At 62.0% G+C, this 24,627-nt stretch carries 27 protein-coding genes, 1 tRNA gene and 1 pseudogene; 20 read left to right on the top strand and 9 right to left on the bottom strand.

All coding sequences use genetic code 11. The annotated features are described in order from the left end of the window. Window positions 1-8: 8 nt before the first annotated feature. The 5 genes from HBF25_RS17160 to HBF25_RS17140 all read left to right on the top strand — a co-directional run bounded on the left by HBF25_RS17160 (window position 9) and on the right by HBF25_RS17140 (window position 4,171). On the top strand, window positions 9-392 hold the full coding sequence (locus tag HBF25_RS17160; RefSeq protein WP_166950550.1) for a tautomerase family protein: 384 nt from the start codon (window positions 9-11) through the stop codon (window positions 390-392). A gap of 513 nt (window positions 393-905) precedes the next feature. Continuing rightward, complete coding sequence (locus HBF25_RS17155) at window positions 906-1,502, top strand: anthranilate synthase component II (protein WP_166950548.1); 597 nt, start codon at window positions 906-908, stop codon at window positions 1,500-1,502. A gap of 21 nt (window positions 1,503-1,523) precedes the next feature. Beyond that, a complete protein-coding gene (trpD, locus tag HBF25_RS17150; protein ID WP_166950547.1) occupies window positions 1,524-2,555 on the top strand; it encodes an anthranilate phosphoribosyltransferase in 1,032 nt (343 codons plus the stop codon). Window positions 2,556-2,605: 50 nt separating this feature from the next. Next, on the top strand, window positions 2,606-3,454 hold the full coding sequence (gene trpC, locus HBF25_RS17145) for an indole-3-glycerol phosphate synthase TrpC (protein WP_166950546.1): 849 nt from the start codon (window positions 2,606-2,608) through the stop codon (window positions 3,452-3,454). Window positions 3,455-3,463: 9 nt separating this feature from the next. Further along, on the top strand, window positions 3,464-4,171 hold the full coding sequence (locus tag HBF25_RS17140) for a haloacid dehalogenase-like hydrolase (RefSeq protein ID WP_166950544.1): 708 nt from the start codon (window positions 3,464-3,466) through the stop codon (window positions 4,169-4,171). A 12-nt stretch (window positions 4,172-4,183) separates the two neighbouring features. Here the strand turns inward: HBF25_RS17140 and HBF25_RS17135 are convergent, their stop codons facing one another. Beyond that, window positions 4,184-4,930: a sulfite exporter TauE/SafE family protein gene (locus HBF25_RS17135; RefSeq protein ID WP_166950543.1), complete on the bottom strand. Its 747-nt coding sequence runs from the start codon at window positions 4,928-4,930 to the stop codon at window positions 4,184-4,186. 142 nt (window positions 4,931-5,072) lie between these two features. Here HBF25_RS17135 and HBF25_RS17130 point away from each other — a divergent pair, with 142 nt between their 5' ends. Next, window positions 5,073-6,023: a bifunctional helix-turn-helix transcriptional regulator/GNAT family N-acetyltransferase gene (locus tag HBF25_RS17130; protein WP_166950541.1), complete on the top strand. Its 951-nt coding sequence runs from the start codon at window positions 5,073-5,075 to the stop codon at window positions 6,021-6,023. 6 nt (window positions 6,024-6,029) lie between these two features. Here HBF25_RS17130 and crp read toward each other — a convergent pair whose 3' ends face one another. Continuing rightward, window positions 6,030-6,725 carry a cAMP-activated global transcriptional regulator CRP gene (crp, locus tag HBF25_RS17125; RefSeq protein ID WP_166950540.1) on the bottom strand — a complete coding sequence of 232 codons (696 nt, stop codon included), beginning with the start codon at window positions 6,723-6,725 and terminating at the stop codon, window positions 6,030-6,032. A gap of 353 nt (window positions 6,726-7,078) precedes the next feature. On the opposite strand from crp, the gene speD reads away from it, so the two are divergent. After that, window positions 7,079-7,864, top strand: a complete 786-nt coding sequence (gene speD, locus HBF25_RS17120; RefSeq protein ID WP_036109987.1) for an adenosylmethionine decarboxylase — start codon at window positions 7,079-7,081, stop codon at window positions 7,862-7,864. A 66-nt stretch (window positions 7,865-7,930) separates the two neighbouring features. On the opposite strand, the gene HBF25_RS17115 is transcribed toward speD, so the two are convergent. Together HBF25_RS17115 and coq7 are read right to left on the bottom strand one after the other, a co-directional pair. Continuing rightward, on the bottom strand, window positions 7,931-8,839 hold the full coding sequence (locus HBF25_RS17115; RefSeq protein WP_166950538.1) for a halovibrin HvnA: 909 nt from the start codon (window positions 8,837-8,839) through the stop codon (window positions 7,931-7,933). A 160-nt stretch (window positions 8,840-8,999) separates the two neighbouring features. Beyond that, entirely contained in the window at window positions 9,000-9,641 is a 642-nt protein-coding gene (gene coq7 / locus HBF25_RS17110) for a 2-polyprenyl-3-methyl-6-methoxy-1,4-benzoquinone monooxygenase (RefSeq protein WP_166950537.1), read from the bottom strand. Between the two features lie 269 nt (window positions 9,642-9,910). Between coq7 and rplM the strand changes: the two genes are divergently transcribed. From rplM to HBF25_RS17090, 5 genes and pseudogenes are all read left to right on the top strand, one after another. Continuing rightward, a complete protein-coding gene (rplM, locus tag HBF25_RS17105) occupies window positions 9,911-10,339 on the top strand; it encodes a 50S ribosomal protein L13 (RefSeq protein ID WP_144916172.1) in 429 nt (142 codons plus the stop codon). 9 nt (window positions 10,340-10,348) lie between these two features. Continuing rightward, window positions 10,349-10,741 (top strand): 30S ribosomal protein S9, encoded by a 393-nt coding sequence (gene rpsI / locus HBF25_RS17100; RefSeq protein WP_166950536.1) that lies wholly within the window; start codon window positions 10,349-10,351, stop codon window positions 10,739-10,741. Between the two features lie 54 nt (window positions 10,742-10,795). After that, window positions 10,796-10,869 (top strand) — tRNA-Gln (locus HBF25_RS17095). Between the two features lie 90 nt (window positions 10,870-10,959). Then, window positions 10,960-11,223, top strand: coding sequence for a DUF6538 domain-containing protein (locus HBF25_RS22695; RefSeq protein ID WP_425483504.1), 264 nt, complete (start codon window positions 10,960-10,962; stop codon window positions 11,221-11,223). 28 nt (window positions 11,224-11,251) lie between these two features. Continuing rightward, window positions 11,252-11,903, top strand: a pseudogene (locus tag HBF25_RS17090) (IS3 family transposase); the annotation flags it as partial. A gap of 84 nt (window positions 11,904-11,987) precedes the next feature. On the opposite strand, the gene HBF25_RS17085 reads toward HBF25_RS17090, so the two are convergent. From HBF25_RS17085 to HBF25_RS17075, 3 genes are all read right to left on the bottom strand, one after another. Beyond that, a complete protein-coding gene (locus HBF25_RS17085) occupies window positions 11,988-12,635 on the bottom strand; it encodes a hypothetical protein (RefSeq protein ID WP_166950534.1) in 648 nt (215 codons plus the stop codon). Between the two features lie 509 nt (window positions 12,636-13,144). Then, on the bottom strand, window positions 13,145-13,543 hold the full coding sequence (locus HBF25_RS17080; RefSeq protein ID WP_166950532.1) for a lysozyme inhibitor LprI family protein: 399 nt from the start codon (window positions 13,541-13,543) through the stop codon (window positions 13,145-13,147). A gap of 109 nt (window positions 13,544-13,652) precedes the next feature. Then, the gene (locus tag HBF25_RS17075) at window positions 13,653-13,919 is read right to left on the bottom strand and encodes a hypothetical protein (protein WP_166950530.1); all 267 of its coding nucleotides are present in this window, start codon (window positions 13,917-13,919) and stop codon (window positions 13,653-13,655) included. An 83-nt stretch (window positions 13,920-14,002) separates the two neighbouring features. Here HBF25_RS17075 and HBF25_RS17070 point away from each other — a divergent pair, with 83 nt between their 5' ends. Continuing rightward, window positions 14,003-14,443 (top strand): hypothetical protein, encoded by a 441-nt coding sequence (locus HBF25_RS17070; RefSeq protein ID WP_166950528.1) that lies wholly within the window; start codon window positions 14,003-14,005, stop codon window positions 14,441-14,443. Between the two features lie 20 nt (window positions 14,444-14,463). Here the strand turns inward: HBF25_RS17070 and HBF25_RS17065 are convergent, their stop codons facing one another. Then, window positions 14,464-15,339 (bottom strand): MASE1 domain-containing protein, encoded by an 876-nt coding sequence (locus HBF25_RS17065; RefSeq protein WP_166950526.1) that lies wholly within the window; start codon window positions 15,337-15,339, stop codon window positions 14,464-14,466. 630 nt (window positions 15,340-15,969) lie between these two features. On the opposite strand from HBF25_RS17065, the gene HBF25_RS17060 reads away from it, so the two are divergent. After that, window positions 15,970-16,473 (top strand): hypothetical protein, encoded by a 504-nt coding sequence (locus tag HBF25_RS17060; protein ID WP_166950524.1) that lies wholly within the window; start codon window positions 15,970-15,972, stop codon window positions 16,471-16,473. Between the two features lie 130 nt (window positions 16,474-16,603). On the opposite strand, the gene HBF25_RS17055 is transcribed toward HBF25_RS17060, so the two are convergent. Beyond that, window positions 16,604-17,986 (bottom strand): serine hydrolase domain-containing protein, encoded by a 1,383-nt coding sequence (locus HBF25_RS17055; protein WP_166950522.1) that lies wholly within the window; start codon window positions 17,984-17,986, stop codon window positions 16,604-16,606. Between HBF25_RS17055 and HBF25_RS17050 the strand changes: the two genes are divergently transcribed. From HBF25_RS17050 to HBF25_RS17025, 6 genes are all read left to right on the top strand, one after another. Next, window positions 17,985-18,398 carry a hypothetical protein gene (locus HBF25_RS17050; protein ID WP_166950520.1) on the top strand — a complete coding sequence of 138 codons (414 nt, stop codon included), beginning with the start codon at window positions 17,985-17,987 and terminating at the stop codon, window positions 18,396-18,398. The two genes, HBF25_RS17055 and HBF25_RS17050, sit on opposite strands and share 2 nt — an antisense overlap. Before the next feature lie 57 nt (window positions 18,399-18,455). Beyond that, window positions 18,456-18,953, top strand: a complete 498-nt coding sequence (locus HBF25_RS17045) for an RNA polymerase sigma factor (protein WP_166950518.1) — start codon at window positions 18,456-18,458, stop codon at window positions 18,951-18,953. 85 nt (window positions 18,954-19,038) lie between these two features. Further along, a complete protein-coding gene (locus HBF25_RS17040; RefSeq protein ID WP_166950516.1) occupies window positions 19,039-20,007 on the top strand; it encodes a FecR family protein in 969 nt (322 codons plus the stop codon). 127 nt (window positions 20,008-20,134) lie between these two features. Further along, window positions 20,135-23,038, top strand: a complete 2,904-nt coding sequence (locus tag HBF25_RS17035) for a TonB-dependent receptor (RefSeq protein WP_166950514.1) — start codon at window positions 20,135-20,137, stop codon at window positions 23,036-23,038. Window positions 23,039-23,165: 127 nt separating this feature from the next. Next, on the top strand, window positions 23,166-23,975 hold the full coding sequence (locus HBF25_RS17030) for a helix-turn-helix transcriptional regulator (RefSeq protein ID WP_166950512.1): 810 nt from the start codon (window positions 23,166-23,168) through the stop codon (window positions 23,973-23,975). A 60-nt stretch (window positions 23,976-24,035) separates the two neighbouring features. After that, on the top strand, window positions 24,036-24,590 hold the full coding sequence (locus HBF25_RS17025; RefSeq protein WP_166950510.1) for a YbhB/YbcL family Raf kinase inhibitor-like protein: 555 nt from the start codon (window positions 24,036-24,038) through the stop codon (window positions 24,588-24,590). Window positions 24,591-24,627 lie beyond the last annotated feature (37 nt).

Below are 24,627 nucleotides of genomic sequence, written 5' to 3'. Positions count from 1 at the left end.
GAATTCCCATGCCCCTCGTACGCATCGCCTTGCGCCGTGGCAAGCCGTCCTCGTATCTCGCCGCCCTGCGCAACGGCATCTATACCGCCATGCGCGAAGTGTTCGACGTGCCGGAGAACGATCGCTTCATTCTCGTTAGCCAGCACGATGCCGATGAATTCGATTACGACCCGGGTTACCTGGGCATCTCGCGCAGCGACGACCTGGTGATCGTGCAGATCTTCTGCAATGACTCGCGCACGGTAGACAAGAAGAAAGCGCTCTTCAGGCGCATCGTGGAGCATCTCGAAGCGTCGCCGGGCATCCGGCCGGAAGATGTCTTCATCAACATCAGTGAAACGAGCAAGATCAACTGGTCGTTTGGCAACGGGATTGCGCAGTACGCACTCTGATTCCAGCAGTGCCCTGTAGGAGCGCGCCTTGCGCGCGACCGGGTTTCGCCATAACCGGTCGCGCGCAAGGCGCGCTCCTACAGGCAAGCCCATTGGACGCGGGCCAGATCGGCTGATACTCTCAGGACCGAACTCATCGGCACACGCCGATGGCCCTGCAAAGACTAGCCCGATGACCTTCTGCACTTCGCCTTCCATCGCCAAGTGGTGGCGCTTCCCCTAGGAAGCGGCACGTCGTTGCGGTTCGTCCGCCACCTTGCCGCCGTATCGGTGGACAAGGTCATTCTTAAGAAAACTCCCCCGATAAGGCGGCTCCCATCCGAGGAGACAGCCCTTGTCCCATCCCCCCGATCCCATGGTTTCCGGCCCCGTATGCTGCGGCTCTGGCCGTGGCCTGCGCTCGTGCCTCATCATTCGCCCTGCCGACGGCCCGTATGGCCGTCTGTCCGCAGGACTGCGCAAGCGCCGTATCCGGCACGAAATGTCAATGAAAATCAGCCTATTGGGTGCCTTGTGCTCTTGATGATCGACAACTACGACAGCTTCACCTTCAACCTCGTCCAGTACCTGGGCGAGCTGGGACAGGAGGTGAAGGTGGTGCGCAACGATGCGCTCACGGTGGCGGACATCCGGGCGCTGGCGCCGTCGAGGATCATGATCTCGCCAGGGCCGGGTACGCCGGACGACTCCGGGGTGTCCATCGACATCCTGCGCGAAATGGCCGGTGAGGTGCCGATCTTCGGTGTGTGCCTGGGGCATCAGGCCATCGGCCAGGTGTTCGGCGGCAAGGTGATCCGCGCGCGGGAGATCATGCACGGCAAGACCTCACCGGTGAAACACAAGGGCCTGGGCGTCTTCGCCGGCCTGCCGAATCCGTTCGAGGCCACCCGATACCATTCGCTGGTGGTCGAGAAGGGCTCCGTGCCCGACTGTCTTGAAGTGACCGCCTGGACCGAACGCGAGGACGGTTCCATCGACGAGATCATGGGCTTGCGTCATCGCACGCTGAACATCGAGGGTGTGCAGTTCCATCCCGAGTCGATCCTGACGCAGCACGGCCACGACCTGCTGCGCAACTTCCTCGGCATGCCGCTGCCGCTTGCCGCGTAATTCCCACGGATGCCACGTTCCATGACGATTACCGCCTCAGAGGCCCTCCAGCGAACCATCGAACATCGCGAAATCTTCCATGACGAGATGATCGAACTGATGCACCAGATCATGCGCGGCGATGTCAGTCCGCTCATGACGGCGGCCATTCTCACCGGCCTTCGCGTGAAGAAGGAAACCGTCGGCGAAATCACCGGCGCGGCGCGCGTGATGCGTGAGCTTTCGGCAAAGGTGGAGGCCGGCCCCCATCCGCATTTCATCGACATCGTCGGCACCGGCGGCGATGGCGCTTCCACGTTCAATATTTCGACGGCGTCCATGTTCGTCGCGGCCGCTGCCGGCGCCCGCGTGGCGAAGCATGGCGGCCGCAGCGTGTCGTCGAAGTCGGGCAGCGCCGATGTGCTCGAAGCCCTTGGCGCACGCATCGACCTGTTGCCGGCGCAGGTGGCCGTGTGCATGGACGAGACCGATATCGGCTTCATGTTTGCGCCCAATCACCATCCGGCGATGAAGGTGGTGTCGCCCGTGCGTCGCGAAATGGGCGTGCGCACCATCTTCAACATCCTGGGCCCGCTCACCAACCCGGCTGGCGCGCAGAACATCCTGATGGGCGTGTTCCATCCCGATCTGGTGGGCATCCAGGTGAGGGTGTTGCAGGCGCTCGGTGCGAAGCATGCACTGGTGGTGTGGGGGCGCGACGGCATGGATGAGATTTCCCTCGGCGCCGCTACCCTCGTCGGAGAGTTGCGGGACGGCAAGGTCAGCGAGTATGAAATCGAACCCGAGGATTTCGGGCTCTCGATGGCCTCCAGTCGCAACCTGCGCGTGGACGATTCGACCGAGTCCCGGGCGATGCTCCTGGACGCCATTTCCGGCGTGCCGGGGGTGCCACATGACATCGTCTGCCTCAACGCAGGTGCGGCCCTTTACACGGCCGATGTGGTCCCGACCATCCAGGCCGGCATCGATCTGGCGCGCGAGACCATCGCAAGCGGTGCGGCTCGTGCAAAAATGAACTCGTTCGTGGCCGCTACCCAGCGGCTCGGCGCCTGATATCGCCGGCACGTCCCCGCGTGCCGGCCTTACCACTAGGAAGCGCATCGATGCCCGACATCCTCCACCGCATTCTCGACCGCAAGCTGGAAGAGATCGCCGAACGCAGCCGCACGCGGACGCTCGACGACCTTGCCGCCCGCGTGGCCGACCTCCCGGATACCCGCGGTTTTGTTGCCGCCATCGACGCCAAGTTGCACGACCACCAGCCGGCGGTCATTGCAGAGATCAAGAAGGCCAGCCCCAGCAAGGGCCTGATCCGCCCCGACTTCGACCCGGCGGCCATTGCCCGCAGCTACGAAGCCGGTGGTGCGGCCTGCCTGTCCGTGCTCACGGATGCCGACTTCTTCCAGGGCCATGAAGACTTCGTGGCCCAGGCCCGTGCGGCATGCAACCTGCCCATTCTGCGCAAGGACTTCATCGTCGACGAATACCAGGTGTACGAGGCCCGCGTGATCGGTGCCGACTGCATCCTGCTGATCGTGGCGGCTTTCGCCCAGAAAGAAGCCGATGGCGACCGCATCTACGACGAGGTGCGCCTCACCGAGCTGTCGATGCTGGCGGCCGAGCTGGATCTCGACGTCCTCGTCGAAGTCCACAACGAAGAGGAGCTGGAGATTGCCCTCGGCATGCCCGCGCCGCTGATCGGCGTGAACAACCGCAACCTGCGCACCTTCGAGACCTCGCTGGGCACGTCGCTGCGCCTGAAAGACCGCGTGGGCGAGGAAACTGCCATCGTGGCCGAGTCCGGCATCCACACGCCGGAAGACGTCCGCGTGCTGCGCGAGAAGGGCATCCACACCTTCCTGGTCGGTGAGGCCTTCATGCGCGCCGCCGATCCGGGCGATGAACTGAAGAAGCTCTTCTACGGGTCGCCCTCGCACTCCCACCGGCACTGACGAGACACGATGACACAGGGGATTCAGACGGCGGAGGTGCAAGCCTCCGCCGCCGACGCGCGGCGCGTCGTTCTGTTCGACTTCGATGGCGTCATCGTGCGCCACCAGACCCTCGAACTCTTCTATCGCGACTGCCTGAAGGGATTCGGGCGCTGGCGCATCCTGCTGGCCCTGCCGGTGGTGCCCTTCGTGCCGTTCCTGATCCCCACCGTGGCGGGCAACCGTTTCCTCGGCCGGCTGTTCCTGCGCGTGATCACCTTCGGCCGTACCGAAGCCAGTTACCGCAGGCGCGTCACGGCCTATGCGCGCGCCTACGCCCGTCGGCCCGGCGTGTTCATCCGCGATGCCGTGGCGAGCCTGCGCCGGCATGTGGATGCCGGCGACCGTGTGGTCATCGTCACCGGCAACGACCGTACGATGGTCGAGGCCATCCTCCATGAGGTGAACCTCGGCGGTTGCGAGCTCGTGGCCTCACAGACCCGTGGTGGCCTGTTCGGCGTGCACTTCGTGCGACATAACGTGGAGGCGGTGAAGGTCGCCTCGCTCAAGCGCGAAGGCATTCCGCGTCCCTGGGCCATCGCCTATGCCGATTCGCTGTCCGACCTGCCGATGCTCAAGGCGGCAGACGAGGCGAAGCTGGTCAATGCCAACGCAAAGACAGTGAAAAAGGCCAGCAAGGCCCTGGGCAGCAAGCTCGAAGTGCTCGACTGGTTCTGAACCGCGATCGGGCTAACCGAGGAAATGCTGGCCCAGCTGGTACAGGCTGATGCCCACGATGAGACAGCCCACGGCCGTCATCACATAACGCGGCGGCAGGTGTTTCACCAGCCACGCGGCGACAGGGGCGGCGATCACGCCGCCTGTGAGCAGTCCGAGCACCACGGGCCAGTGCTGGATGCCCATATGGGCGATGAGGGTGGTGGAGATCGCGATGGTCACCACGAACTCCGCGGCATTCACGGTACCGATGGTCTGCCGCACGGCGCCGCCGCGCGCCAGCAGGGTGGAGGTGGCGATCGGACCCCAGCCGCCTCCGCCGATGGCGTCAAGCAGCCCGGCGAAGAAGCCCAGGATCCCTTTGTGCCTCACGCGATGCTGGGACACCATCCGGCCGGCGGCGCGCACCAGCACGACGGTGCCGAGGATCAGCAGGTAGGCATAGACGAAGGGCTTGATGGCTTCGCCGGGCACGCTGGCCAGGAACCAGGCACCGATGACACCACCGACCACTCCTGGGATGGCAAGGCGGCGGAACGCCTTCCAGTCGACGTTGCCGAAGAACGCATGCGCTCCGCCCGATACGCCCGTGGTGAAGACCTCTGCGGTATGCACGGTAGCGCTGGCCACGGCCGGGGGCAGGCCCATGGCGAGCAGCACCGAATTCGACACCAGCCCATAGGCCATGCCGAGCGCGCCGTCCACGAGCTGCGCAAGCAGGCCGACGCCAACGAAGATGAGGAACTGACTCCAGTCCATCGGGTTTCCTGTAGGGCATCCATTGCCACCATAGCCCACACATGGGGCGTGCCGGCGTCATGATCACGGCAGAATCGCTTGCGTGCGGCATCGCGCCGCCTTAGTCTGCGCCATCATCCTGAAAGTACGTAAGGACTTACGCATGTATCTGTCGTCCCTGCGCGAACTGGCCTTGGGCAGTCGCCTCAAGGCGCTGAGCGATCACTTCTACCAGGTGGTGGACGACGTCTACCGGACCTGCGGTGCGGGCATCGAGGCGCGCTGGTTTCCCGTGCTGCGCTACCTGCGCGACGTCGGCCCCACGACCGTCACCGATGTATCGCTGGCCATCGGCCAGACCCATTCGGCAGTGAGCCAGCTGGCCGATCGCCTGGTCGAAGCGGGGATGGTTCAACGCCAGCGCGATCCACAGGACGGCCGGCGCAGTGTTCTCGTGCTTACGGAGGCGGGCGACCGTGCACTGGGGGAGCTGGGGCCCGTGTGGCTCGCCATCCGCCGCGGCATGGCCGACTCCCTGGGCCCGCGCGGCGCAACCCTGCTCGAAGCGATCGACGGTTGCGAGCAATCGCTGACCGAGCGGCCGTTGCTCGGTGCCATTCTCGACCAGCATGCGGCCCTGGCGACGGCACAGGTCAACGTGGTGCCGTTCGATCCGGCGCTGGCCGATCACTTCCGGCGGCTCAACCAGCAATGGCTGGAGCGCTACTTCCGCGTGGAAGAGGTGGATCGCGCGGTGCTGTCCCGCCCGCAGGAGTTGATCGTCGCCCCGGGTGGCATGGTGTTCTTTGCGCTCTACGCCGGCGAGGTGGTGGGCACCTGTGCCCTGCTTCACGAGGGCGAGGGTGTCTACGAACTGACCAAGATGGCCGTGGACGAGAACTACCGGGGTCTGGGTGCCGGGCGGAAGCTGCTTGATGCCGCCATTGCCGAATACCGGCATCGCGGTGGCAGGCAGTTGTTCCTGGAATCCAACAGTCGTCTCACCCGGGCGCTGGGCATGTACGAGCGGGCCGGCTTCGTGCTTCAGCCGGTGACGCGGCCCGGCTCACACTACGAGCGGGCCGACGTCTACATGGTGTTCAAGGAGGCCTGAGCGGCCTCAGCGGGTGCCGCGGATCACGATGGTCTTGCCGGAAACGTCGATCATCCGTTCTTCTTCCAGCTGCTTCAGCACGCGGCCGACCATCTCACGCGAGCAGCCCACGATGCGGCTGACTTCCTGGCGCGAGATGCGGATCTGGGTGCCATCCGGATGGGTCATGGCATCCGGCTCCTGACACAGGTCGAGCAGGGTGCGCGACACGCGGTTGGTGACATCCATGAAGGCCATGCGGCTGACCTGGCGCGAGGTACGCAGCAGGCGCTGCGTGAGCTGCGAGCCGATGGCGAACAGTAGCTTGGGGCACTCGGCGGCCAGCGGGCCTTCCAGCAGCTGGAACAGGCGCTCGTAGCTGATCTCGGCCATCTCGCAGGCAGTGCGGGTGCGCACCAGGGATTCGCGCTGGGCCTGTTCGACGAAGAGGCCCATCTCGCCGATGAACTGGCCCCGGTTGATATAGGCCAGGATCAGCTCGCGGCCTTCCTCGTCCTCGGTGCAGACGGCCAGCGAGCCGTCGACCACGTAATAAAGCGTGTTGGCGGGATCGCCGGGCCGGATGATGGCTGTCTTGCCTGGATAACGGCGCCGGTGGCATGCGTCCAGGAACCGGCTCATGGATGCCGGATCGGGGGCGAAGCTCGTAGGAGCCTGCGACCGTTCGAACGCCTGTTGCAACAGATATTTAAGTTGTGCCACAGCAGATTCCGTTGAGCCTCAATGGCATGGCGTCCCCAAGTCCGGGCCGATCGGCCGACGGAAAACCGTCGGGCGTCGCCGACTCGCCATGTCCCCGGGGCGATTATGGCAGACAACGCCCATACGGAATCCACCATTTGGGGCGATGCGGGAAGGCCGTCATCGTGGCGTGTTCAAATCTTCGCCATCTTGCCCCATAATTTCACCCCCCTGGCGTCGGACCCCCTGTCTCACGCCGTTCACAAGGGGCGGGCAGACTGCCCGTTCGTACGTCATTTCATCTTCACTTGCGGGGACCCTAGCTGCTAACCCGCGCCTGCTGCTGGCCGTTTCACCGGCCTCGGAGAGTCGCTGTGGTCAAACCGCTTCCCCGCCTTCGCCTGCAGGGGTTCAACAACCTCACCAAGGCGCTGAGCTTCAACATCTACGACATCTGCTACGCCGTCTCGGAACAGCAGCGTCAGAACTACATCGAATACATCGATGAGCAGTACGACGCCGACCGCCTGACCCAGATCCTCACGGACGTGGCCGAGATCATCGGCGCCAACATCCTGAACATCGCCCGCCAGGACTACGATCCGCAGGGCGCCTCGGTCACCATCCTCATCTCCGAGGAGCCGGTGGTCGAGAAGCTCGGCCGCGACACCATCTCCGGTGCCGTCGTCGCGCACATGGACAAGAGCCACATCACCGTCCACACCTACCCGGAAACGCATCCGCACAACGGCATCGCGACCTTCCGCGCGGACATCGACGTGGCCACCTGCGGCGTGATCTCGCCGCTGAAGGCGCTCAACTACCTGATCGACAGCTTCGAGTCGGACATCGTCATCGCCGACTACCGCGTCCGCGGCTTCACGCGCGACGTGAAGGGCAAGAAGCACTTCATCGACCACAAGATCAACTCGGTGCAGGACTACCTGGCCAAGCACATCCGCCAGAAGTACGAGATGTTCGACGTGAACGTCTACCAGGAAAACATCTTCCACACGAAGATGCACATCAAGGACTTCGACCTCGACACCTACCTGTTCGAGGCCCAGGCCGACGACCTCTCCTTCAAGGAGCGCCAGCGCATCGAATCGCTGCTGCGCCGCGAAATCGAAGAGCTCTTCCACGGCCGCAACCTGATGTAACAACGGTCGCCACTGGCGTGAGCCGGTGTTGACGAAGAAACACCCCCGCATGTCGGGGGTGTTTTTTTAATGCACTCCCTGATCGGATGGCAAGTACTCGAATTTCTCTCCACGCCCTCTCACGGGCAATGTCATACGGATGATGGGCACAACGATGCCGGACTGCTGGTAGAAATCACGCTGGTCAAATTGCGCACCGCTCAGGCCGCCGGCCATACCTGCCAGATAGAAGAACGCCTCGATGGGGCGTCGTGAAGCCTGTCCTGGGGACCATGCCTTGAATTCGATTTCGTTATAGGAATCTCTGTTCAGCATGGACATCAATTGAGGTATCTGCATGAAAATGTCAGCGGAATTGGGGGTCCCGCTGCTGACGTCGAACCCGCACTGATGATTGTCTTTTTGGGTTTGCCATAACGCATACCATTGCGCGGCGGTGCTGATGCCCTGGCTCTGGCAGGGGGCGCTTTTCACCGGGTTATGGGGATGCGGCCCGCACCCTCCTGGACGCAGGTCGGTGGCTCCGTCGTAAGGGAACGTACACATCACATAAATCTTGTCAGTGCCCGCAGGCAAGTATTCGTTCGGAAAGAAGATGATGCCTTTCGGGTACGCCCAGATATTCGAGAAAGGAGCATCACCCCTTAGCCAGGATGCAGATATGGCTCCGCGCGTCTGGTCCTTTGGGCTGGGATCCCAAGTATGAAAGCTTCCGTTACTGATCGCGGTGCCGCGAAGAATGATGCCGCTGCACATAAAGGCCGGCGTCCCTCCGTGCCCTCCGCAGGAAATCCGCTCGTCGTAGCGTTTCTGAAGGTGGCGCGCAGTGGTCGGCCCATCGTCGGCACGAGGCGTTGCCAGGATCGTTGCGCTGGAAGATGGTGCGATCGTCTTCGGTGGCGGGGAGCATGCCGCGAGCAGGCATGTCAAAAGGAGGGCGCCGAAGGCCACTGGGCTTTTTGATCGGACATCCATGTGAAAAATGCTCCGTGTCGGGCAAGTCGCCGCTGCCTTTGACTATAAGAGCCGTGTGGTGATTTGAATCGGTAGCGTCAGCAACGTCCTGTGTACGGGAATTGAATTTAATTCAATGGGTTGGATGGTGTTCGCCAGATGTGCGCATCGTTTTACTCATTCAGAATCGATAGGCCACCGTCTTCATCACCATCGAAGCCGCATGCATGATCTTCGGAATGGGGAAGGGCAGGTCGATACCTCCACGCGCCTGCGCCGCATCGGCATGGCGGATCTCGTCGGCCTGCATCTGTCGAAGGATGGCGCGGGAACGATCATCCTGTGCGGGCAGGCGTTCCAGATGCTCGGCGAGATGGGCCTCCACTTGGTGCTCGGTCTCCACCACGAAACCCAGGCTGATGGGGTCGCCCACCGCTGCGGCAGCCACGCCGATGGCGTAGCTGCCTGCGTACCACAGCGGATTGAACAGGCTGGGGCGGCTGTCCAGCTCCTTCAGCCGCTCGGCACACCAAGCCAGGTGATCGGTCTCCTCCTGGGCCGCATGCAGCAGGTGCGCCCGCGTCTCCGGTGTGCGCGCCAGAGCAGCCTGCCCGTAATAAAGCGCCTGCGCACAGACCTCACCCACATGGTTGATACGCATCAGTCCGGCCGCATGACGGCGCTCCGCATCGTCCATCGGGGCATCCGGTACAGCATCGCCGGGCGAACGACGACCGGCCTCGGGCGAACCTCCCACGGCCTCCATGGCCCGTTCCAGGCCCGCCAGGAGGCGGTCGAAGGGGGTGAGCGTACGGACGGACATGAAAGGCTCCTGACGAAAGGGACAACACACGTTACAATGCGCGCCTCCCGAAACGGGACAAGGTCACTGCGGCTGCTTGTCGCGCCCGACCTTCCGTCGCCCCGGGGACGCTTGTGAAACGGACCGGTCATCATGTTATGATTGTCGGCCCGCAGCTCACCGGTTAGGTGGGCTTGCACGGTGAGGGAAGTTTCAGCTATTCTCTCCCGTCTTTGCTTTCACCGATTCCGTGTTCCGCCCCTCAAGGCGGCAAACCAGGTATTTTCGAAATGAAAACGTTCAGCGCCAAGCCGGAGAGCGTCAAGCGCGATTGGTTCGTGATCGACGCCACGAACAAGACCCTGGGTCGTCTTTCGACCGAGGTCGCGCGTCGCCTTCGCGGCAAGCACAAGCCGGAGTTCACCCCGCACGTCGATACCGGCGATTACATCGTCGTGATCAACGCCGGCAAGGTCGCCGTCACCGGTGCGAAGCTGGACGACAAGATGTACCACCGCTTCACCGGCTACGTCGGTAACCTGAAGACCACCAGCCTCAAGGATCTTCTGGCCACTTACCCGGAGCGCGTGATCGAGATCGCCGTCAAGGGCATGCTGCCGAAGAACCCGCTGGGCCGTGCGATGTATCGCAAGCTCAAGGTGTACGGCGGTGCCGAGCACCCGCACACCGCGCAGCAGCCGCAGGCGCTGGAAATCTAAGGAACCGACATGGCTACCCAGCAGAATTACGGTACCGGCCGCCGCAAGACCTCCGCCGCCCGCGTGTTCCTCCGCAAGGGCACCGGTGGCATCGTGGTGAACGGCAAGCCGCTCGACATCTTCTTCGGCCGCGAAACCTCGCGCATGATCGTCCGCCAGCCGCTTGAGCTGACCGACAATGTCGAAAAGTTTGATATCATGGTCACCGTCGCCGGTGGCGGCATCACGGGCCAGGCCGGCGCTATTCGCCTCGGCATCGCCCGCGCCCTCGTCGAATACGACGAAGCGCTCAAGTCGCCGCTGCGCAAGGCCGGTTTCATGACCCGCGACGCTCGCGAAGTCGAGCGTAAGAAGGTCGGTCTCCACAAGGCCCGCCGCGCTACGCAGTTCTCGAAGCGCTAATCACGCTTCAAAGTTCGGTGCTTCAAGGTCAGAGCGCATCGAATCCCGGTTTATTGGGAGATCGTCTAACGGTAGGACAACGGACTCTGACTCCGTTTATCTAGGTTCGAATCCTAGTCTCCCAGCCAAACGCATCAAGGCCCTGATTATTCAGGGCCTTTTTGTTTTTGGGCTTTTGGTGGTGTGGGTCAACGCCTGGGTCACTCGCTGAGAGACCAATGCGATTTGCAAACTATTTGACCTACTGCCCTTCCGGCTTCGCCTTTCGCCTCATCGTGCCGGCAGACCTCCAGCCCGTCGTCGGCCGTCGAGTCATCAAGAAGGCGCTCCGCACCCATGACCGTGTGATGGCCCAAGCCATCGCCCTAGGCTTGGCGGCGCAGTATGCTTTGACCTTCAGGCAACTTCGCGGCCAACAGGAGGGCCGGGATGGCAGGGAAGGCACCGCCTTCAGTGGCGGAACTGGTGCAGGGATTCCTTGATGGCGAACACGAGGTCTATCACCTCGATAGCGTACCCGAGGCTAAACGGCTCAAGGACCTGGAGGCGGAGAACGGCCGCCTGAAGAAGTTGCTGGCCGAGCAGCTTCTGGAGAACGAGGTCATCAAGGACGCTCTGCGAAAAAATGGTGAGCGCACCGGACCGGCGCGAGCTGGTGCGCTATTTGGTTAGCCGGGAACTGAGCGAACGTCGATCGCTGGCGATTGCCGGCATGAGCGCTGGCGCGTACCGCTACGAACCACGACCCGACCGTAACGTGGAGCTCCGTGAGATGATCTGCGCGCTGGCGAATCGCCATAAGTGCTATGGCGTGGGCATGATCTATCTAAAGCTTCGCCAGGCTGGGTATATGGTGAATTACAAGCGAGTCGAGCGCTTGTATCAGGAAGCCAGCCTCCAGGTGAGGCGTCGTAAGCGAAAGAAGGTTCCGTTGGCCGAAAGGCAATCACTGTTTTGTCCGACAGCCGCCAACTAGGTGTGGTCCATCGATTTTGTGTTTGATCGCACCGCCGAAGGCCGCGTTATCAAATGCCTAACGATCGTCGACGACGCGACGCACGAGGCCGTTGCCATCGAAATCGAGCGGGCCATCTCGGGCATAGGAGTGACGCGGGTCATGGACCGCCTAGCCGCCACTCGCGGACTACCGAGGGTGATTCGAAAAGGTGCTAACGATTTGGGGATGGGCTCAAAAGCGCTTGAGCAGCAGGGCGGAGCGTTCATTGAACTGGGGCATGTCTGACTCCTAGTGCACGATGCTGCGGTGGATGTGCAGTGCCTCACGAATGGCTTTCGGTGAGAACGCGTCGATGGTCAGCAGCGGCAGGGTGGCGGGGTAGTCGAGGACGGATTTGGTGACTATGACCTCCGACTCCCCGTTTTCAACAGATGTGGCCTCGACGTGCTGCAGATGCCAGACGTGTTTTTGCGCATCCCATGCAAAGGCATAGGTGGTCCCCCCGCGCGGCAGTTCGTTGAAATAGGTGACCGACGTGGGACTGACCGTCAGGTTGTGGGACAAAGCCATGGGGTCGGCCTGTTTGGCCGACTCGTTGTACCGACAATCGATCACCTCGCCATTTTTGGCCGAGACAGCATACGTCGCACCCGTAGCACTCATCAGCCATAGCTCGCAGGTATTTTGGGTTTTCGGGTCGGGCTGGGCATGACGAACGACGAGGGCGCCGCCAGCACTGCCCGCTCCGAAGGGCTTTGCCGGCTGGAAGGCAAGGACCGTGTCGCCGGCCTCCATCAGGGATTGGATGCTGGCCGGAACGTTGGAAGGGGGCGCGGCGTGGGCCGGGAAGGCAAGGCCAGCGACTAGGGCGCAAGACGTGGCCAGGGACAAAAGGACAGTCCGGCGAAGGGGCCGGGATACGACGAAGAGGGGCATGGAAACTCCTGTAAGTGGCCGGTGGTGACCGAGTGCCGAGCGTATCTGACCACATCTGAGGTTTGCTGAACCGGCAGGTAGGCACAATTTGCCCGATAGCGAAGAGCCCACGTTGGCGTCGGTCCGATTGCAAAGGCCATGAACGCCTTGTCGATGTCGCGCAGGCGCGAACGAGAACTTATGCAAGGGTCTGATGACACAGTAGGAGAAACGGATGCTTGACGAAAACACTGCAAGGGATTTTTACAACGAGGCTGCCTCCCTCTGCCGGGAAACACCCGGTATCCTTTTTCCGGCCTGGTTTCCGATTCTGGGACTTGCCCTCCGCCTTTAGTCGTTCATCACGCTGCTCTCGAGCCGACGCCCCCTCATCTTCAGTACTGGTCCGGTCTTGAGTCCTGATTTACTGTGAGCCCCGCTTAGCACCAGGTGATCAATACGGCTCATACCTACGCTTAGGGGTTGCACGGCCAGGAGGCCGTAGCTCCTTGCAGTTGTACGGCATCGGATTACCTGGTGCGATCTTCCAGCGCGATCGCCCTTTCGACAGTCTGATTCAACAAGCACTGATTGGAATCCAGCATATTGGCCGTGCCTACGTGAGGATCAGGCGCGCATGCGTTATCACGATGGATGATCCAGCTTCGTTCCTCATCCCGCAGCGCCGTACGTTGCTCCTGCGAGAGGCTGGCACGAAGTTTTTGATAGGCCGCGTTGAGACGTTTGTCCTGATAATCGTGCTCCGCGCCGATGCAGTTGTTCAGTGTCAGCGTCACGCCGCGGGCGCCCTTGACGCAGGCGTAGTAGGTAGAGCGCAATGGCTTATCTACTGGCCCAGCGGATTCCTGCCCGAATGCCGAGATAGCAACGGTCATACCGAAACCGATTCCGATGATCCAGCGAAGCATGTGACTCCCTTCTCAAGCGTGACAGGACGAGTTCTTGGTTGCCGACCAGATCCAGGCTCCTGTGACATAGCTGACCATATACTGGTCAGTTGGCGACTCAGGTGTCAGATCATTCCAGCATCTGATCCAGGGCGATAGTCAGGCGTTTCATTGCTTGCGCATAGTTGGAAGGAGAGCTCGCTTTGGACGGCCCCAACTGATCCAGAAGGGCATGTGCAGCAGCATAAACGGCATCCATGCCATAAATGGTGGCGAGCGTGATAATCAGCCGCGAGCGGTGACGCGTACCATCAAAATCCTGTATCGCCAGTGCCTGGCCGAGGGCGGCGGCCTCTTGCCTCACTTTCGTTATTGATGGTTCGTCGGTGGACATCATCGCGATCGTCCATCGGCAGAGGCGCATAGTGGAGCTACTCGGCTACGCTTGTGCCACACATACCACCACAACAAGGAGTCGTTATGCGTCCTGTCCATCGCCGTATCCTCGCCGCTGTTCTGATGCCTATGTTCGCCGCCGGTGCCCTTGCGGCGACGCCGCCGGTAACTGGGTTAGGTCAATCGTGGCCAAATGGTGCGGATTACAGTGCCAGCCCTCGTTTTCACGCGTATGTGTTCGATAAGCAAGGCGTGCGCTACGTCCAGATCAATGATGGAAACGGTACGGTGCGGGGGGCCGTGGCTTACATCGCCGGCCAAGTCCTGGAGCTTCCGATTGGCGTCGATGCGAATCGCTGGACGATCATCACCACACCTAATGTGCCGTCGACGGGTGAAGCCATTTATCAGGACGACGGAATGACCGTGCGGGCTTCGGCACAGCCCGACGGAACGATGCGAATGATGGTGGCGCCTGGCGATTGCCAAGCACATCCCGAAAATTGCACGAATCGCGGGCCGTAAAGCGACGAACCGCGTTGCCTTCAGAATCGCTTGGCAGGAACCGCGGCCGGTGCGGGCCGCGGGACCCTGGCCCCTATCACTAGTAATCCGGACAACACCATTGCGAGGATGACCTGTGCACGAAGCATGACCGGATCCACAAAGGCCGTGCCGGTCATCGCCAGAGCCACACTGGCCCCAAATCCACCGATCGCAGCCCCGTGCCAGTGATGTCGCCATGCCAGGGCAATGGCTGGCCAACACAGGCCGAATCTAGCGACTTGGCGCACGGTGTCATCGGTGGTCGTCACAGCCAGTCCCACGAGGGCAGCTAACACCGGCATCCACAGCAGCACATCACGAAGCAGAGGGCTATGCCAGAACGCAGCCCAGGTTATTCGAGGAAGTTGCCGTGCGCGTTCAGTCAGCGCGAGGATGATCGGCGTGAGGGTTAGGCCGCCCAGATAGTGGCCCAAGGTATAGGCCCAGAACATCTTTATCAGCGATAGATGTGGCCACGCATCTGGCGTGCGGAGCATGGTGGTCAGTAGCGACGTGCAGATAGCGATTGAGGCGATGAGGGCACACAGCAGAGTGGCACTCAATAGAAGCGGCATGCGGAGTCGGCCGCCGTGATCGTAAAGTGAGTAGCGCAGCCGCAAGGGTTTCATGCAGCCCATGAAAAGCACGACCAAGGGAACCGAAGTCGATACCGCCCATGGGATGCCGAGATCGCTGGCACATAACCACGCATTTTCAATGGTGGGCAGGGCCTCCCCGATAGCCAATGCCGGCCAGTAACGAAGGGGAAGCAGGAACAAACAAGCCAGACGCAGACCCGTGGTGGGCGACCAATGCGGATAGGTAAAATGGCGAACTACTTCATACGCGGCTGCATAGGCTGCGGCGATTGCCACGTGCTGTCCCCAGATTGCCCAATGCGTATGACTCGTAATGCTTGACTTCTCCGTGCTTCCCTTCACTCCCATCCCCTAGGTCGTGGTGTTGTCGGTGGTACTTGGTCCTTCACCCCATCTCAAAAGCATGCCACGAATCCAGCCCGAAGTTGGCATGTAATGGGTTTCGTGGCGGGATCCTGCCGAATACGCGTGTTCGGTGCCTTCATCAGGCTGCAACACAGGCATCGACGTCACAACCAGATGATTCGGCGTTCTATCCTTGGGTGTGCGGAGTAAGACGATGGTGCCACTCGGTCGCTTCGTCATGGATCTTCGTACTGGCGAGATCGCATAGCTGCCGGTTCCGTGGCGAATAGTGGTTCCAGGTAAGCCGGGCCATGAAGCCCACTAAAACGAATTTTAATTAGCTCGACCATTATTAAAAAGCACTTTAATAATTCATATTCGGTAAGCGCGAATGTGGAGGCGGGTGATCCAGTTGGATCTGCTTCGACCCTGAAATTCCCGAGCGGCAGTAAGGCCATGGTGCGAAGGCCAGCCCTCAGTGTAGATTGGGCCAGCGATATCTCGGGGTGTGTACAGCCACTATCTGGAGTACCGATGAAGCTTTGCAGGCAAGGAGTAGCCATGCTCGTCCTGGCATGGTCAGGTGTTACAGGCTCGGCTTTTGCTTTCCCGTCGACAACGAACAATCCGGGATACGCGTTGATCCAGTCCCGCCAGACGTTTGAACTGGCGCCGGGGTCGGAGCATTACGTGAAATGGGCTGCCTGGATCAAGTTGCGTAACGAGGCCATGACGAAGGCGGGTGACAAATCACTGGCTTCGGTTGGAGTGGGGCAGATCACGATCACCGTGGAGGCACCGGCCCGGCCGGAGAATGATCAGGTCGGGGTGCTCACCGTGGGCTCGCCGGTTCCCAATGGGCCTCCCCTTGCGTTGTCGGCCAAGGGGGAGGATGGGGAGAAGATACGGATCGTTAATCGCACACCAGACATACGGCAAACGTGGCTATACGAGTCGCATCAGGTTGCCGGGGGTAACGATGGCTGGGATAGCATTTCCTATGGGGCGAGCCATTGCGTCACGGCTCACGAAGCAGGGAAGCTCTGCTCGAACAATCTGAATTAGGCGATCTCGACGTTTCGATGGCAACGAGTGCGTTCCGCGCTCGTTGCCCGGTGTGCTCAGTGTCTAGCGGAGGTTACCTCCTCAAGGCTGAAAACACTGTTCCTTTGCCTGCTTCGGCGATGAGCACCGTTTATTTTGAAGAGTCGCCCAGCGCTTTGAGCCGGTTAGTTGCATGTTCGTTGGATGGATTCAGCGCAAGAGATTTCCGGTAGCTGGTGATGGCCTTGTCCTTGTTACCGGCGTTTTCATACGCCTCGCCCAGGCTGTCGAACGCATTCGCGCTCTTGGGCCATTGCTGCGTGTTGTAGACAAACATGGCGATGGCTTGTGCGTTCCGCTTGGCCGACAGCAGCGAATAACCCCACTGGTTGATCATGGCCTCGGTGAGGTTCATCCCAGGGTAGTTTCGGCGTACTCCCGTCACGACGTTGCCGACGTGCCGGTAGTCGTCCTTTTCCAGTGCATCGTGCAAGGCCGTCAGTACGGCGGGTGTGCCGAAGATCTGCTTGAACGCGGCATCGGCCAGTGCCCTCAGCTGGTTCTGAGCCTGTCCTGATCGATTGGCAAACAGGACGATGCCGTATCCCTTGTCCGGATACATCTCGATATAGCTGGAGAAGCCGAAGGATCCACCCGACGTACGCAGATGTCGGGAGCCGTCGATGGTGCGGTCGAGTATCCAGTTGTAGCCGATGGCAAAGCTGTTGGCGTCGCCCCACGTCGCTTTCTGCGACAGCGCGATGGCCGGGTCTTTCGCGGCTAGCTGACCTGCAAGGAACTTCGCCATGTCGGCGGTGCTGTAACGCAGGCCGCCGGCCGGCATGATGATTTCGCTACGCAGCGGAGGCATCACCGCATGCTTCTCGTCGTAACCGGTTGCCATCGCCGATGCCTGTTCATCCGTTCCGCGGCGCATGCCCAGCGGCTTTTCCACGTACTGCGAGAGAAGATTGGCGTAGCTGTCCCCGTAGGCTCGCTCCAGGACGATGCCGAGCAGTTCCGCGGCGACGTTGGAGTGACGTGGTTCGGTACCGGGTTTGCGGTCGATCCGGGCCTGTTTCAGGTCGGCCAGGAATTTTTCCGACGTATAACCGTTCCATGAGTCATGAATCCTGCCGGGTATCTTTTCCTGCGGCAAGCCGGCCAGTTCCTTGCTGATGTCGGGCAGGTTATCGGGAAGTGCCGACGTTGTATTGGCCAGTTGGAGAACGGTGACGGGTGTATCGCCATAAGCCAGCTGTGGATAGCCGGGTGGCAGGTATTTCCGGATATCCGCGTTGGGATCGATTTTCCCTTCCAGCACGGCATGCGCGAGGATCAGCGAGGTGAATACCTTCGTGATGGATGCGATTTCGTAGGCGGTCTGTTCCGTGGCTGCCTGCTGTGATCCACGCACCTTGCTGCCGAAGTTATAGAACCAGGTCTTGCCATCCTTGACCACGGCCAGCGAGAGTCCGTCGGAAAGGTCCGCATCCACGAACTTCCTGCCCAGCGTCTGGAACACGGTGTCCATGGTCGCCGTACTGGCAACGGGACCCGGTGGCGGCGGCGATGCATTCGCCGGAAGCATTCCCATCGCCATAATGGCGGCGCATGTCATGACGGCCAGATGCTTCATGATCGTTCTCCCTGATGTCCGATCAACACTGAAAGCGGCCGGCATGCCGCGAATTACCAGCATGTCGGGGAAGGCGTATCCGGGACGACTGCCGGAAGTAACAAGGGAACCGTTCCCGGATATCGCCCTGATCGGTCCGGGCGGCTGGTTCCACCGTGGTCCGCTGGACTGGCTGGATGCGCGAGAATTTCGGATTGGCCTACGAGCCATACATGCAGCGGACGAAGGCGCTCATGCCGGGCATTCTGTAGGTGCTTGCCCGGAAATGAGCGGGCAGTTCGCCGGGACACGTCAAACCATTTCTTGATGAGACTGATTCGCATTATCATGCGTCCTGGTCTGTCCGTCGTCCTGCCCCGGTTTCATGTCCAACGCCTCCACCCTGACCCATCTTCTCCATCACGAGCGCCCGGCATTGCTGCGGCTCGTGCAGCGCATCCTGGGTGCCGATGGCGGTGCCGAGGACGTGATCCAGTCGATCTGGTTCAAGGCGCGGGGCGTGGACGACACCCCGTTGATCGAGAATCCCCGGGCCTATCTGTATCGCCTGGCGACCAATCTCGCCACGGATTACGGCCGGGAGCGTACGCGCCGGGCGCGCCTGCTTGCGGAGAATTACCTGTGGGGACCGGACGAGGTGATCTCCACGGAGGAACAGGTCATGGCGCAGGACGAGCTGCGTCGGGTGCTCGACGCAGCAGGACATCTCCCCGAGCCCACCCGGACGATCTTCCGGCTGCATCGTCTGCACGGCCTGACCCAGGCCGAGGTGGCCCGCCGCCAGGGGATTTCGGTGACCACCGTGGAAAATCACATGCGGGTAGCGTTGCAGCGGCTTGCCTGGGCACGGCAGGGGCGCTGATACGAATCCCTTGGGGGAAACGCCGTTGTCGCACGTCTATGATCCATAGGCCGCGATGCGGTCGCGTCCTGTCCACTGCCAGCCCATGAGCCCGCCGATCTCCTTTCCGGAAACGCCGCCCGCCGAATCGCCCGACGTCGTTGCCGACGAGGCGAGGACATGGCTTGTCTGGCTGGCCTCGGACCGCGTGGACGACGCAGGCATGGCTGCCTTCGAAACGTGGCTGGCCCGGCCCGGGCACCGACGCGTCTTCGAACAGGAGCGTGTGCTGTGGCGTAGCTTCGGTCCGCCGCGTGCAGAGATGTCGGCAAAGCCACACGTGCGGAAACCTCGCCGGAGGATCATCGCCTTTGCCGCTGCTGCGGCGCTGGCGGCATGGTTTATCGCGCCGGAAACGTGGTTGCGCTTGCGCGCCGATTACCGCAGCAGTCACGGTATCGCATCGGTGACGTTGCCCGATGGCAGCCGGGCAGTGCTCGATGCCGGCAGTGCCATTGCCGTGCATTACGACCGTGACGCAAGGCGCATTGTGTTGCTGAGCGGTCGTGCCTGGTTCGAGGTTGCACCCGATGCGTTGCGTCGCTTCAGCGTCGATGCCGCTGGTGGCGTGGTGGAAGACATCTCCACCGCCTTTGTCGTGTCACGGGATGCCGGTCATGTTGAAGCGGTGGTAGGGCAGGGACGCGTGCGTGTCTCAGCCCACAAGGGCGATGACTGGATCTCCCTGGAAACGGGGCAGGGCGTGAGCTACGGGCCATCGTCGCCATTGCAGCGGCTTGGGGACGTACCTGCCGATCGTGTCGGCGCATGGCGCCAGGGCGAACTGTTTCTCGATGGCACCAGCGTGGCTTACGCCATCGACCGTATCGGTCGCTACCGACAGGGGCCGATCTTCATCCATGGCGATATCTCGAAGCTGGCACGGGTGAACGCGGCCTTCCGCATCGATCATCCGGAACAGGCACTGGATGTGCTCGCCGCCACGGCGGGCCTCACCGTGACGCGTCTGCCGCTGGGCATCGCCGTCGTCAGCGTGACATCGCGCACGCACTGACCGGACATGGGCTTGGGGGAATCCGTTTCCCGTTCGTCTAAGGCTTTGAAGGTGCCCGCCGCCGCCAGTGCTTTCGACGTGCCCGCGTGCATCGCGGGTGGTGACGTTCCTTCGACAGGGTTTTTCCATGTTCACTCCGCTTCGCCCGGACCGCTTGCCGCGTCCGTCGTTCCTTTGTCTCGCGTTGGCTGCCGTGATTGCGGGTGCTGGCTACCCGGTCAGCGTGTACGCCGCGCCGGCGGCGGCTGCAACCTCGCAGCATTTCGATATCCCCGCACAACCGCTGGCCGATGCGCTGCGCAGCTGGATGCGCCAGTCGGGCCAGCAGGTGGCCTATCATGCCACGCTTGCCGAAGGTGTCACGTCCAGCGCCGTTCGCGGCGAACTTGATGCGACGACGGCACTTGCGCGCATGCTGAGGGGCAGCGGCCTTGTTGTCCGCCAGGTCGGCGAGGGCGCCGTCACGCTGGAAAAAGCGGCCAAGGGCGAGGACGGCGTCGTCGTGACCGATATGCTCAGCGTATCCGGTGGCGCGAAGGGCGGCGATGGCGGAAATACTGCACGCACACTGGCACCGTATCGCAACGCGGGATCCAGCGCCTACATCGACCGCACCACGATCGAACGCTTCCGCGGCACGTCGACGGCCGACATCGTCAAGGGTGTTGCCGGTGTCACGGCGGGCGATCCGCGCGTAGGCAATGCGCTGGACGTGAACATCCGTGGCATCCAGGGCCAGAGCCGTGTCCCGGTCATCATCGATGGCGGCCAGTCCACCATGGACACCTACCGGGGTTACGCAGGCCAGTCGCAGCGCACCTACCTCGATCCGGACCTCATTTCCAACATCACCATCACGAAGGGGCCCAGTCTCCAGGCCAATGCCTCGGGTGGCATCGGCGGTGTAGTCGAGATGGAAACGCTGAATGTTGCCGATGTATTGAGGGACGGCCACGATACGGGTTTTCGCCTGCGTACGGGCATTGCTAACAACAGCGCCAACAACCTGCCGGCCTACAGCGCCATGCCGCGCACCGATCGCAATGCCACCGGCAATCAGTTCGCCAATCTTGCCGTTGCCGGGCGCTGGAACAGCGTCGACCTGCTCGCAGCCTATGCGTGGCGCGACACGGGAAACTACTTCTCCGGCAAGCATGGGTACGACGACTTTCCGCAGAAGCCGCGCACGCTGGCCACGTTGAATCCACCGAAAACGGAAGTCTTCAATACCTCCTCCCGTTCGGAATCGACGCTGCTCAAGGGCACCTGGCGCATCGACGACGAGCAGACCCTTGAAGCAGGCTATCGCCACTACAAGGGATCGGCCGGCGAAATCATGGCCTCGCAGATCATCCGGGTGAATCGCGACCGCGTTCCGCAATGGGACCCGGGCCATATCGACATGGACAGCTATAACCTGCGTTATCGCTTCAAGCCGGAGAGCCCCCTCGTCGATCTTCGTGCCAACCTCTGGTACACCGATGCCGACAGCCTGATGTACAACGGACTCACGGGCATCACGCCGTGGTACTTCGATCGTCGTACCGAATGGTATGACGGCCCGTCGTTCAATACCGATCCGGGCTACAAGTCGGCCTATCGCAACGCCCAGCACCAGCGTCGCTTTGGACTTGACGTGACCAATACATCGCGGCTGGAATCCGCCGCTGGGGTGTTCACCATGGACTACGGTGTGGCCTATACCGACGAGGACGTGGGGCCCGGTGAAAATTCCCCGGTCATGCATGACGACCTCGTCAACAACCGCTTCCTGCGTAACGCCTACCGCAAGGAGTACAGCGCGGTGGCCTCGGTGAAATGGGAGCCGGATGATCACTGGGAAGTGCTGGTGGGTGGCCGCTGGAGCCAGATGGACGTGCATGACCGCAACAGCCTCGCCACGCCGGATCAGTACGGCGTGATTGGCAAGTACCGCTACACCGAGCTGCTCAGTGGTGATCCGTCCAGGCCCCTGCGTGGCAAGCGCATTGCATTATTGAACTGGTATCCGGATGCCAATGGCAACTTCACGGAGGAATCACTGCGTGCCTCTCCCTACAAGCAGGGCACCGTGGGCGATATTGCGGGTTGGAACTTCTACAGCGCCGGCAAGGCCCAGGACTTGAGCGTGCCGGTCAGCTGGACCTGGTCGCAGAAGATCCATCGTCGCGACACCGCGCTTACACCGACGGCAAGCGTGACGTATCACTTCGATGGCGACTCGATGGTGTATGCCCGGTACGCCGAAGGCGTTAAGCTGCCGAGCCTGTTCGAGACCACGTTAGGGCTTTTCACGGCGGCCAAGCCCACGGGTGAGCTGAAACCCGAACGGGCGCATACCTGGGAGGCAGGCGCCGGAACGGTCAAACGTGACGTGTTCACCGGCAACGATCGCCTTGCGCTCAAGATGGCCTATTTCAACACCCGTATCGATGACCTGATCACCCGCGACTACCGCACGCTGTCGGCCGGCCTGATCCGCAACGTGGATCGCTTCAAGGTGTCGGGTCTTGAATTCCAGTCAAACTACGACAGTGGCAAGGTCTTCGCCGATCTTTCCGCACACTATTACTTCAAGGCAAAGACCTGCGCGCCGGATATCGCCGCCGAGCGTCGGTCCTATGGCGCGAAATGGGGCATCGACGAGCTGCTGGGCACCCCCAACTGCGTGGACGGTGGTTTCGAAGGCTCGTACAGCAACACGCAGAACCCTCCGCGCTACAACGTGAACCTGACACTGGGATCACGGCTGCTCGACCAGCGGCTTACCTTTGGCACACGTGTCGTGCATAACGCAGGGCCCATCAGCAAGCTGGACAAGGAGTGGAACGTCGGTCTTTCGGCCATCCAGCAGCTGTATCGCTCGGCGACCATCGTCGATCTCTTCGCCAGCTATGCGTTCAACGACCAGGTTGCCGTGGACCTGAACCTCGACAACGCTACGGACCGCTACTACCTGGACCCGCTGGCCCTGGGTGTCATGCCCGCCCCCGGTCGTACGGCCCGGCTTGCCGTTACCTGGCGATACTGAGAAGGAGGGGGGCCGGCATCTGGCGGGCAGACTACGTCCGCCTGCGCTGCCGGGCCATTCGACCCGCTGCGTGACGCACCGGCCCGGCCTCGGCTAGCATCGCCGGCTATACCGAGGCCGTATCCGTATGGAACTTCATTCCGGCGCCCGCGTCATCGCGGTGCAGCGCTACCGCATCCGCACGCTGGCCATTCACCAGCATTTTTTCGTGGCCGTCATACTCGGGCGCAAGGGCCTGTATACGGACGCGGAAAGCATCGAGGCCCTGCCTTCGGAAGGGCTCCTGGTGGCGCGAGGCACGCAGTGGGACGTGGTCAACGACCCCGCCGGGCAGCATTGTTATGAAACCATCGCGCTTACGCCGGGTGACGATATCCTGCGGGAGTTCGACAAACTGCCGGTCGCGGCGGGTACCGTACCGGTCACGTCGGCCCACCGCCTGCGTGTGGACGATGAACTGATGGATGCCATGCGCCGCACGCTGCCAATCTCGGAGGCCCGCCCCCTTTCCGACGCGCTGCTCAAGCACCGAATCATGGAAGTGCTGATCCTGCTGGCCGAGCGTGGCTGGCGCTTCGTGCCCGGCGAGGCGCTCGACTGGCCTGATCGCGTGCGGCGGTTGGTGGCCCAGCGCCCGCATGGCGAGTGGAACGTAGCGGCGCTGGCGGCGTCCTTTCATGTCAGCGAATCGACATTGCGTCGGCGCCTGGAATCCAGCGATGTCACCCTGGCTGCCCTCGTGCGCGAGGTGCGTCTCGAAAGTGCCCTGGGCATGTTGCAGACCACGGCCCTGCCGGTCAGCGAAGTGGCGCGGCGTTGCGGCTGGGATTCGCATAGCCGGTTCTCGGCGGCCTTCCATCAGCGCTGGGGCGTGGCACCTTCGGTGGTGCGCTCACGCCTGAAAGAAACCGCACAGCCGTTGACGGAAAACGGCTAATCCAAGCGCGCGTCGCTCGCGATCATGTGCCCACGATTCCACTGATCGAGGGGCACTCCCATGTCATTTATCCGTACGTTCGGCGCGCTGGCCTGCTTCGTCATTGCACCCGTCACTTCCGCCGCCGAGTTCGCGCTGTCCAGCACATCGCTCACGGATGGCGGCACGCTCCAGGTCGCACAGGTCTTCAACGGTTTCGGTTGTGAAGGCGGCAATCGCTCGCCTGCGCTGTCATGGAAGGGCGAGCCGGCCGGCACGCGCAGCTTTGCCGTCACCGTCTACGATCCGGATGCACCCACCGGTTCCGGCTGGTGGCACTGGATGGCGATCGATCTTCCCGCCGGCACGCATGCGCTCGCCGAAGGTGTGGGCGATGCCAGCGGCAACGCGTTGCCCAAAGGCACGGTACAGGGACGCACGGACTACGGCACCCCCGGCTTCGGCGGCGCCTGCCCGCCGGTGGGCGACAAGCCGCACCGCTACATCGTCACCGTCTACGCACTGAAAGTGCCGCGCCTGGATGTGCCTAAAGACGCCTCGGCCGCCATGATCGGCTACATGATCCACGGCAACGCACTAGGCAGCGCCTCGATCCAGGCCACCTACGGTCGCTGACCCACCCTGTAGGAGCGGACCTCGTCCGCGACCGCAA

It is taken from the genome of Luteibacter anthropi, assembly GCF_011759365.1.
Lineage (GTDB): Bacteria > Pseudomonadota > Gammaproteobacteria > Xanthomonadales > Rhodanobacteraceae > Luteibacter > Luteibacter anthropi.
Note: the sequence above shows the minus strand (reverse complement) of the source record. Positions and strands in the feature narration are given on the sequence as shown.

Bases quoted from the DNA above. Each gene is read 5' to 3' on its own strand.
- HBF25_RS17160 (WP_166950550.1), top strand. From the start codon at position 9: ATGCCCCTCGTACGCATCGCCTTGCGCCGTGGCAAGCCGTCCTCGTAT.
- trpD (WP_166950547.1), top strand. From the start codon at position 1,524: ATGACGATTACCGCCTCAGAGGCCCTCCAGCGAACCATCGAACATCGC.
- trpC (WP_166950546.1), top strand. From the start codon at position 2,606: ATGCCCGACATCCTCCACCGCATTCTCGACCGCAAGCTGGAAGAGATC.
- HBF25_RS17140 (WP_166950544.1), top strand. From the start codon at position 3,464: ATGACACAGGGGATTCAGACGGCGGAGGTGCAAGCCTCCGCCGCCGAC.
- HBF25_RS17135 (WP_166950543.1), bottom strand. From the start codon at position 4,930: ATGGACTGGAGTCAGTTCCTCATCTTCGTTGGCGTCGGCCTGCTTGCG.
- HBF25_RS17130 (WP_166950541.1), top strand. From the start codon at position 5,073: ATGTATCTGTCGTCCCTGCGCGAACTGGCCTTGGGCAGTCGCCTCAAG.
- HBF25_RS17115 (WP_166950538.1), bottom strand. From the start codon at position 8,839: ATGGATGTCCGATCAAAAAGCCCAGTGGCCTTCGGCGCCCTCCTTTTG.
- coq7 (WP_166950537.1), bottom strand. From the start codon at position 9,641: ATGTCCGTCCGTACGCTCACCCCCTTCGACCGCCTCCTGGCGGGCCTG.
- rplM (WP_144916172.1), top strand. From the start codon at position 9,911: ATGAAAACGTTCAGCGCCAAGCCGGAGAGCGTCAAGCGCGATTGGTTC.
- rpsI (WP_166950536.1), top strand. From the start codon at position 10,349: ATGGCTACCCAGCAGAATTACGGTACCGGCCGCCGCAAGACCTCCGCC.
- HBF25_RS22695 (WP_425483504.1), top strand. From the start codon at position 10,960: ATGCGATTTGCAAACTATTTGACCTACTGCCCTTCCGGCTTCGCCTTT.
- HBF25_RS17085 (WP_166950534.1), bottom strand. From the start codon at position 12,635: ATGCCCCTCTTCGTCGTATCCCGGCCCCTTCGCCGGACTGTCCTTTTG.
- HBF25_RS17080 (WP_166950532.1), bottom strand. From the start codon at position 13,543: ATGCTTCGCTGGATCATCGGAATCGGTTTCGGTATGACCGTTGCTATC.
- HBF25_RS17075 (WP_166950530.1), bottom strand. From the start codon at position 13,919: ATGATGTCCACCGACGAACCATCAATAACGAAAGTGAGGCAAGAGGCC.
- HBF25_RS17070 (WP_166950528.1), top strand. From the start codon at position 14,003: ATGCGTCCTGTCCATCGCCGTATCCTCGCCGCTGTTCTGATGCCTATG.
- HBF25_RS17060 (WP_166950524.1), top strand. From the start codon at position 15,970: ATGCTCGTCCTGGCATGGTCAGGTGTTACAGGCTCGGCTTTTGCTTTC.
- HBF25_RS17050 (WP_166950520.1), top strand. From the start codon at position 17,985: ATGGTCGCCGTACTGGCAACGGGACCCGGTGGCGGCGGCGATGCATTC.
- HBF25_RS17055 (WP_166950522.1), bottom strand. From the start codon at position 17,986: ATGGACACCGTGTTCCAGACGCTGGGCAGGAAGTTCGTGGATGCGGAC.
- HBF25_RS17045 (WP_166950518.1), top strand. From the start codon at position 18,456: ATGTCCAACGCCTCCACCCTGACCCATCTTCTCCATCACGAGCGCCCG.
- HBF25_RS17040 (WP_166950516.1), top strand. From the start codon at position 19,039: ATGAGCCCGCCGATCTCCTTTCCGGAAACGCCGCCCGCCGAATCGCCC.
- HBF25_RS17035 (WP_166950514.1), top strand. From the start codon at position 20,135: ATGTTCACTCCGCTTCGCCCGGACCGCTTGCCGCGTCCGTCGTTCCTT.
- HBF25_RS17030 (WP_166950512.1), top strand. From the start codon at position 23,166: ATGGAACTTCATTCCGGCGCCCGCGTCATCGCGGTGCAGCGCTACCGC.
- HBF25_RS17025 (WP_166950510.1), top strand. From the start codon at position 24,036: ATGTCATTTATCCGTACGTTCGGCGCGCTGGCCTGCTTCGTCATTGCA.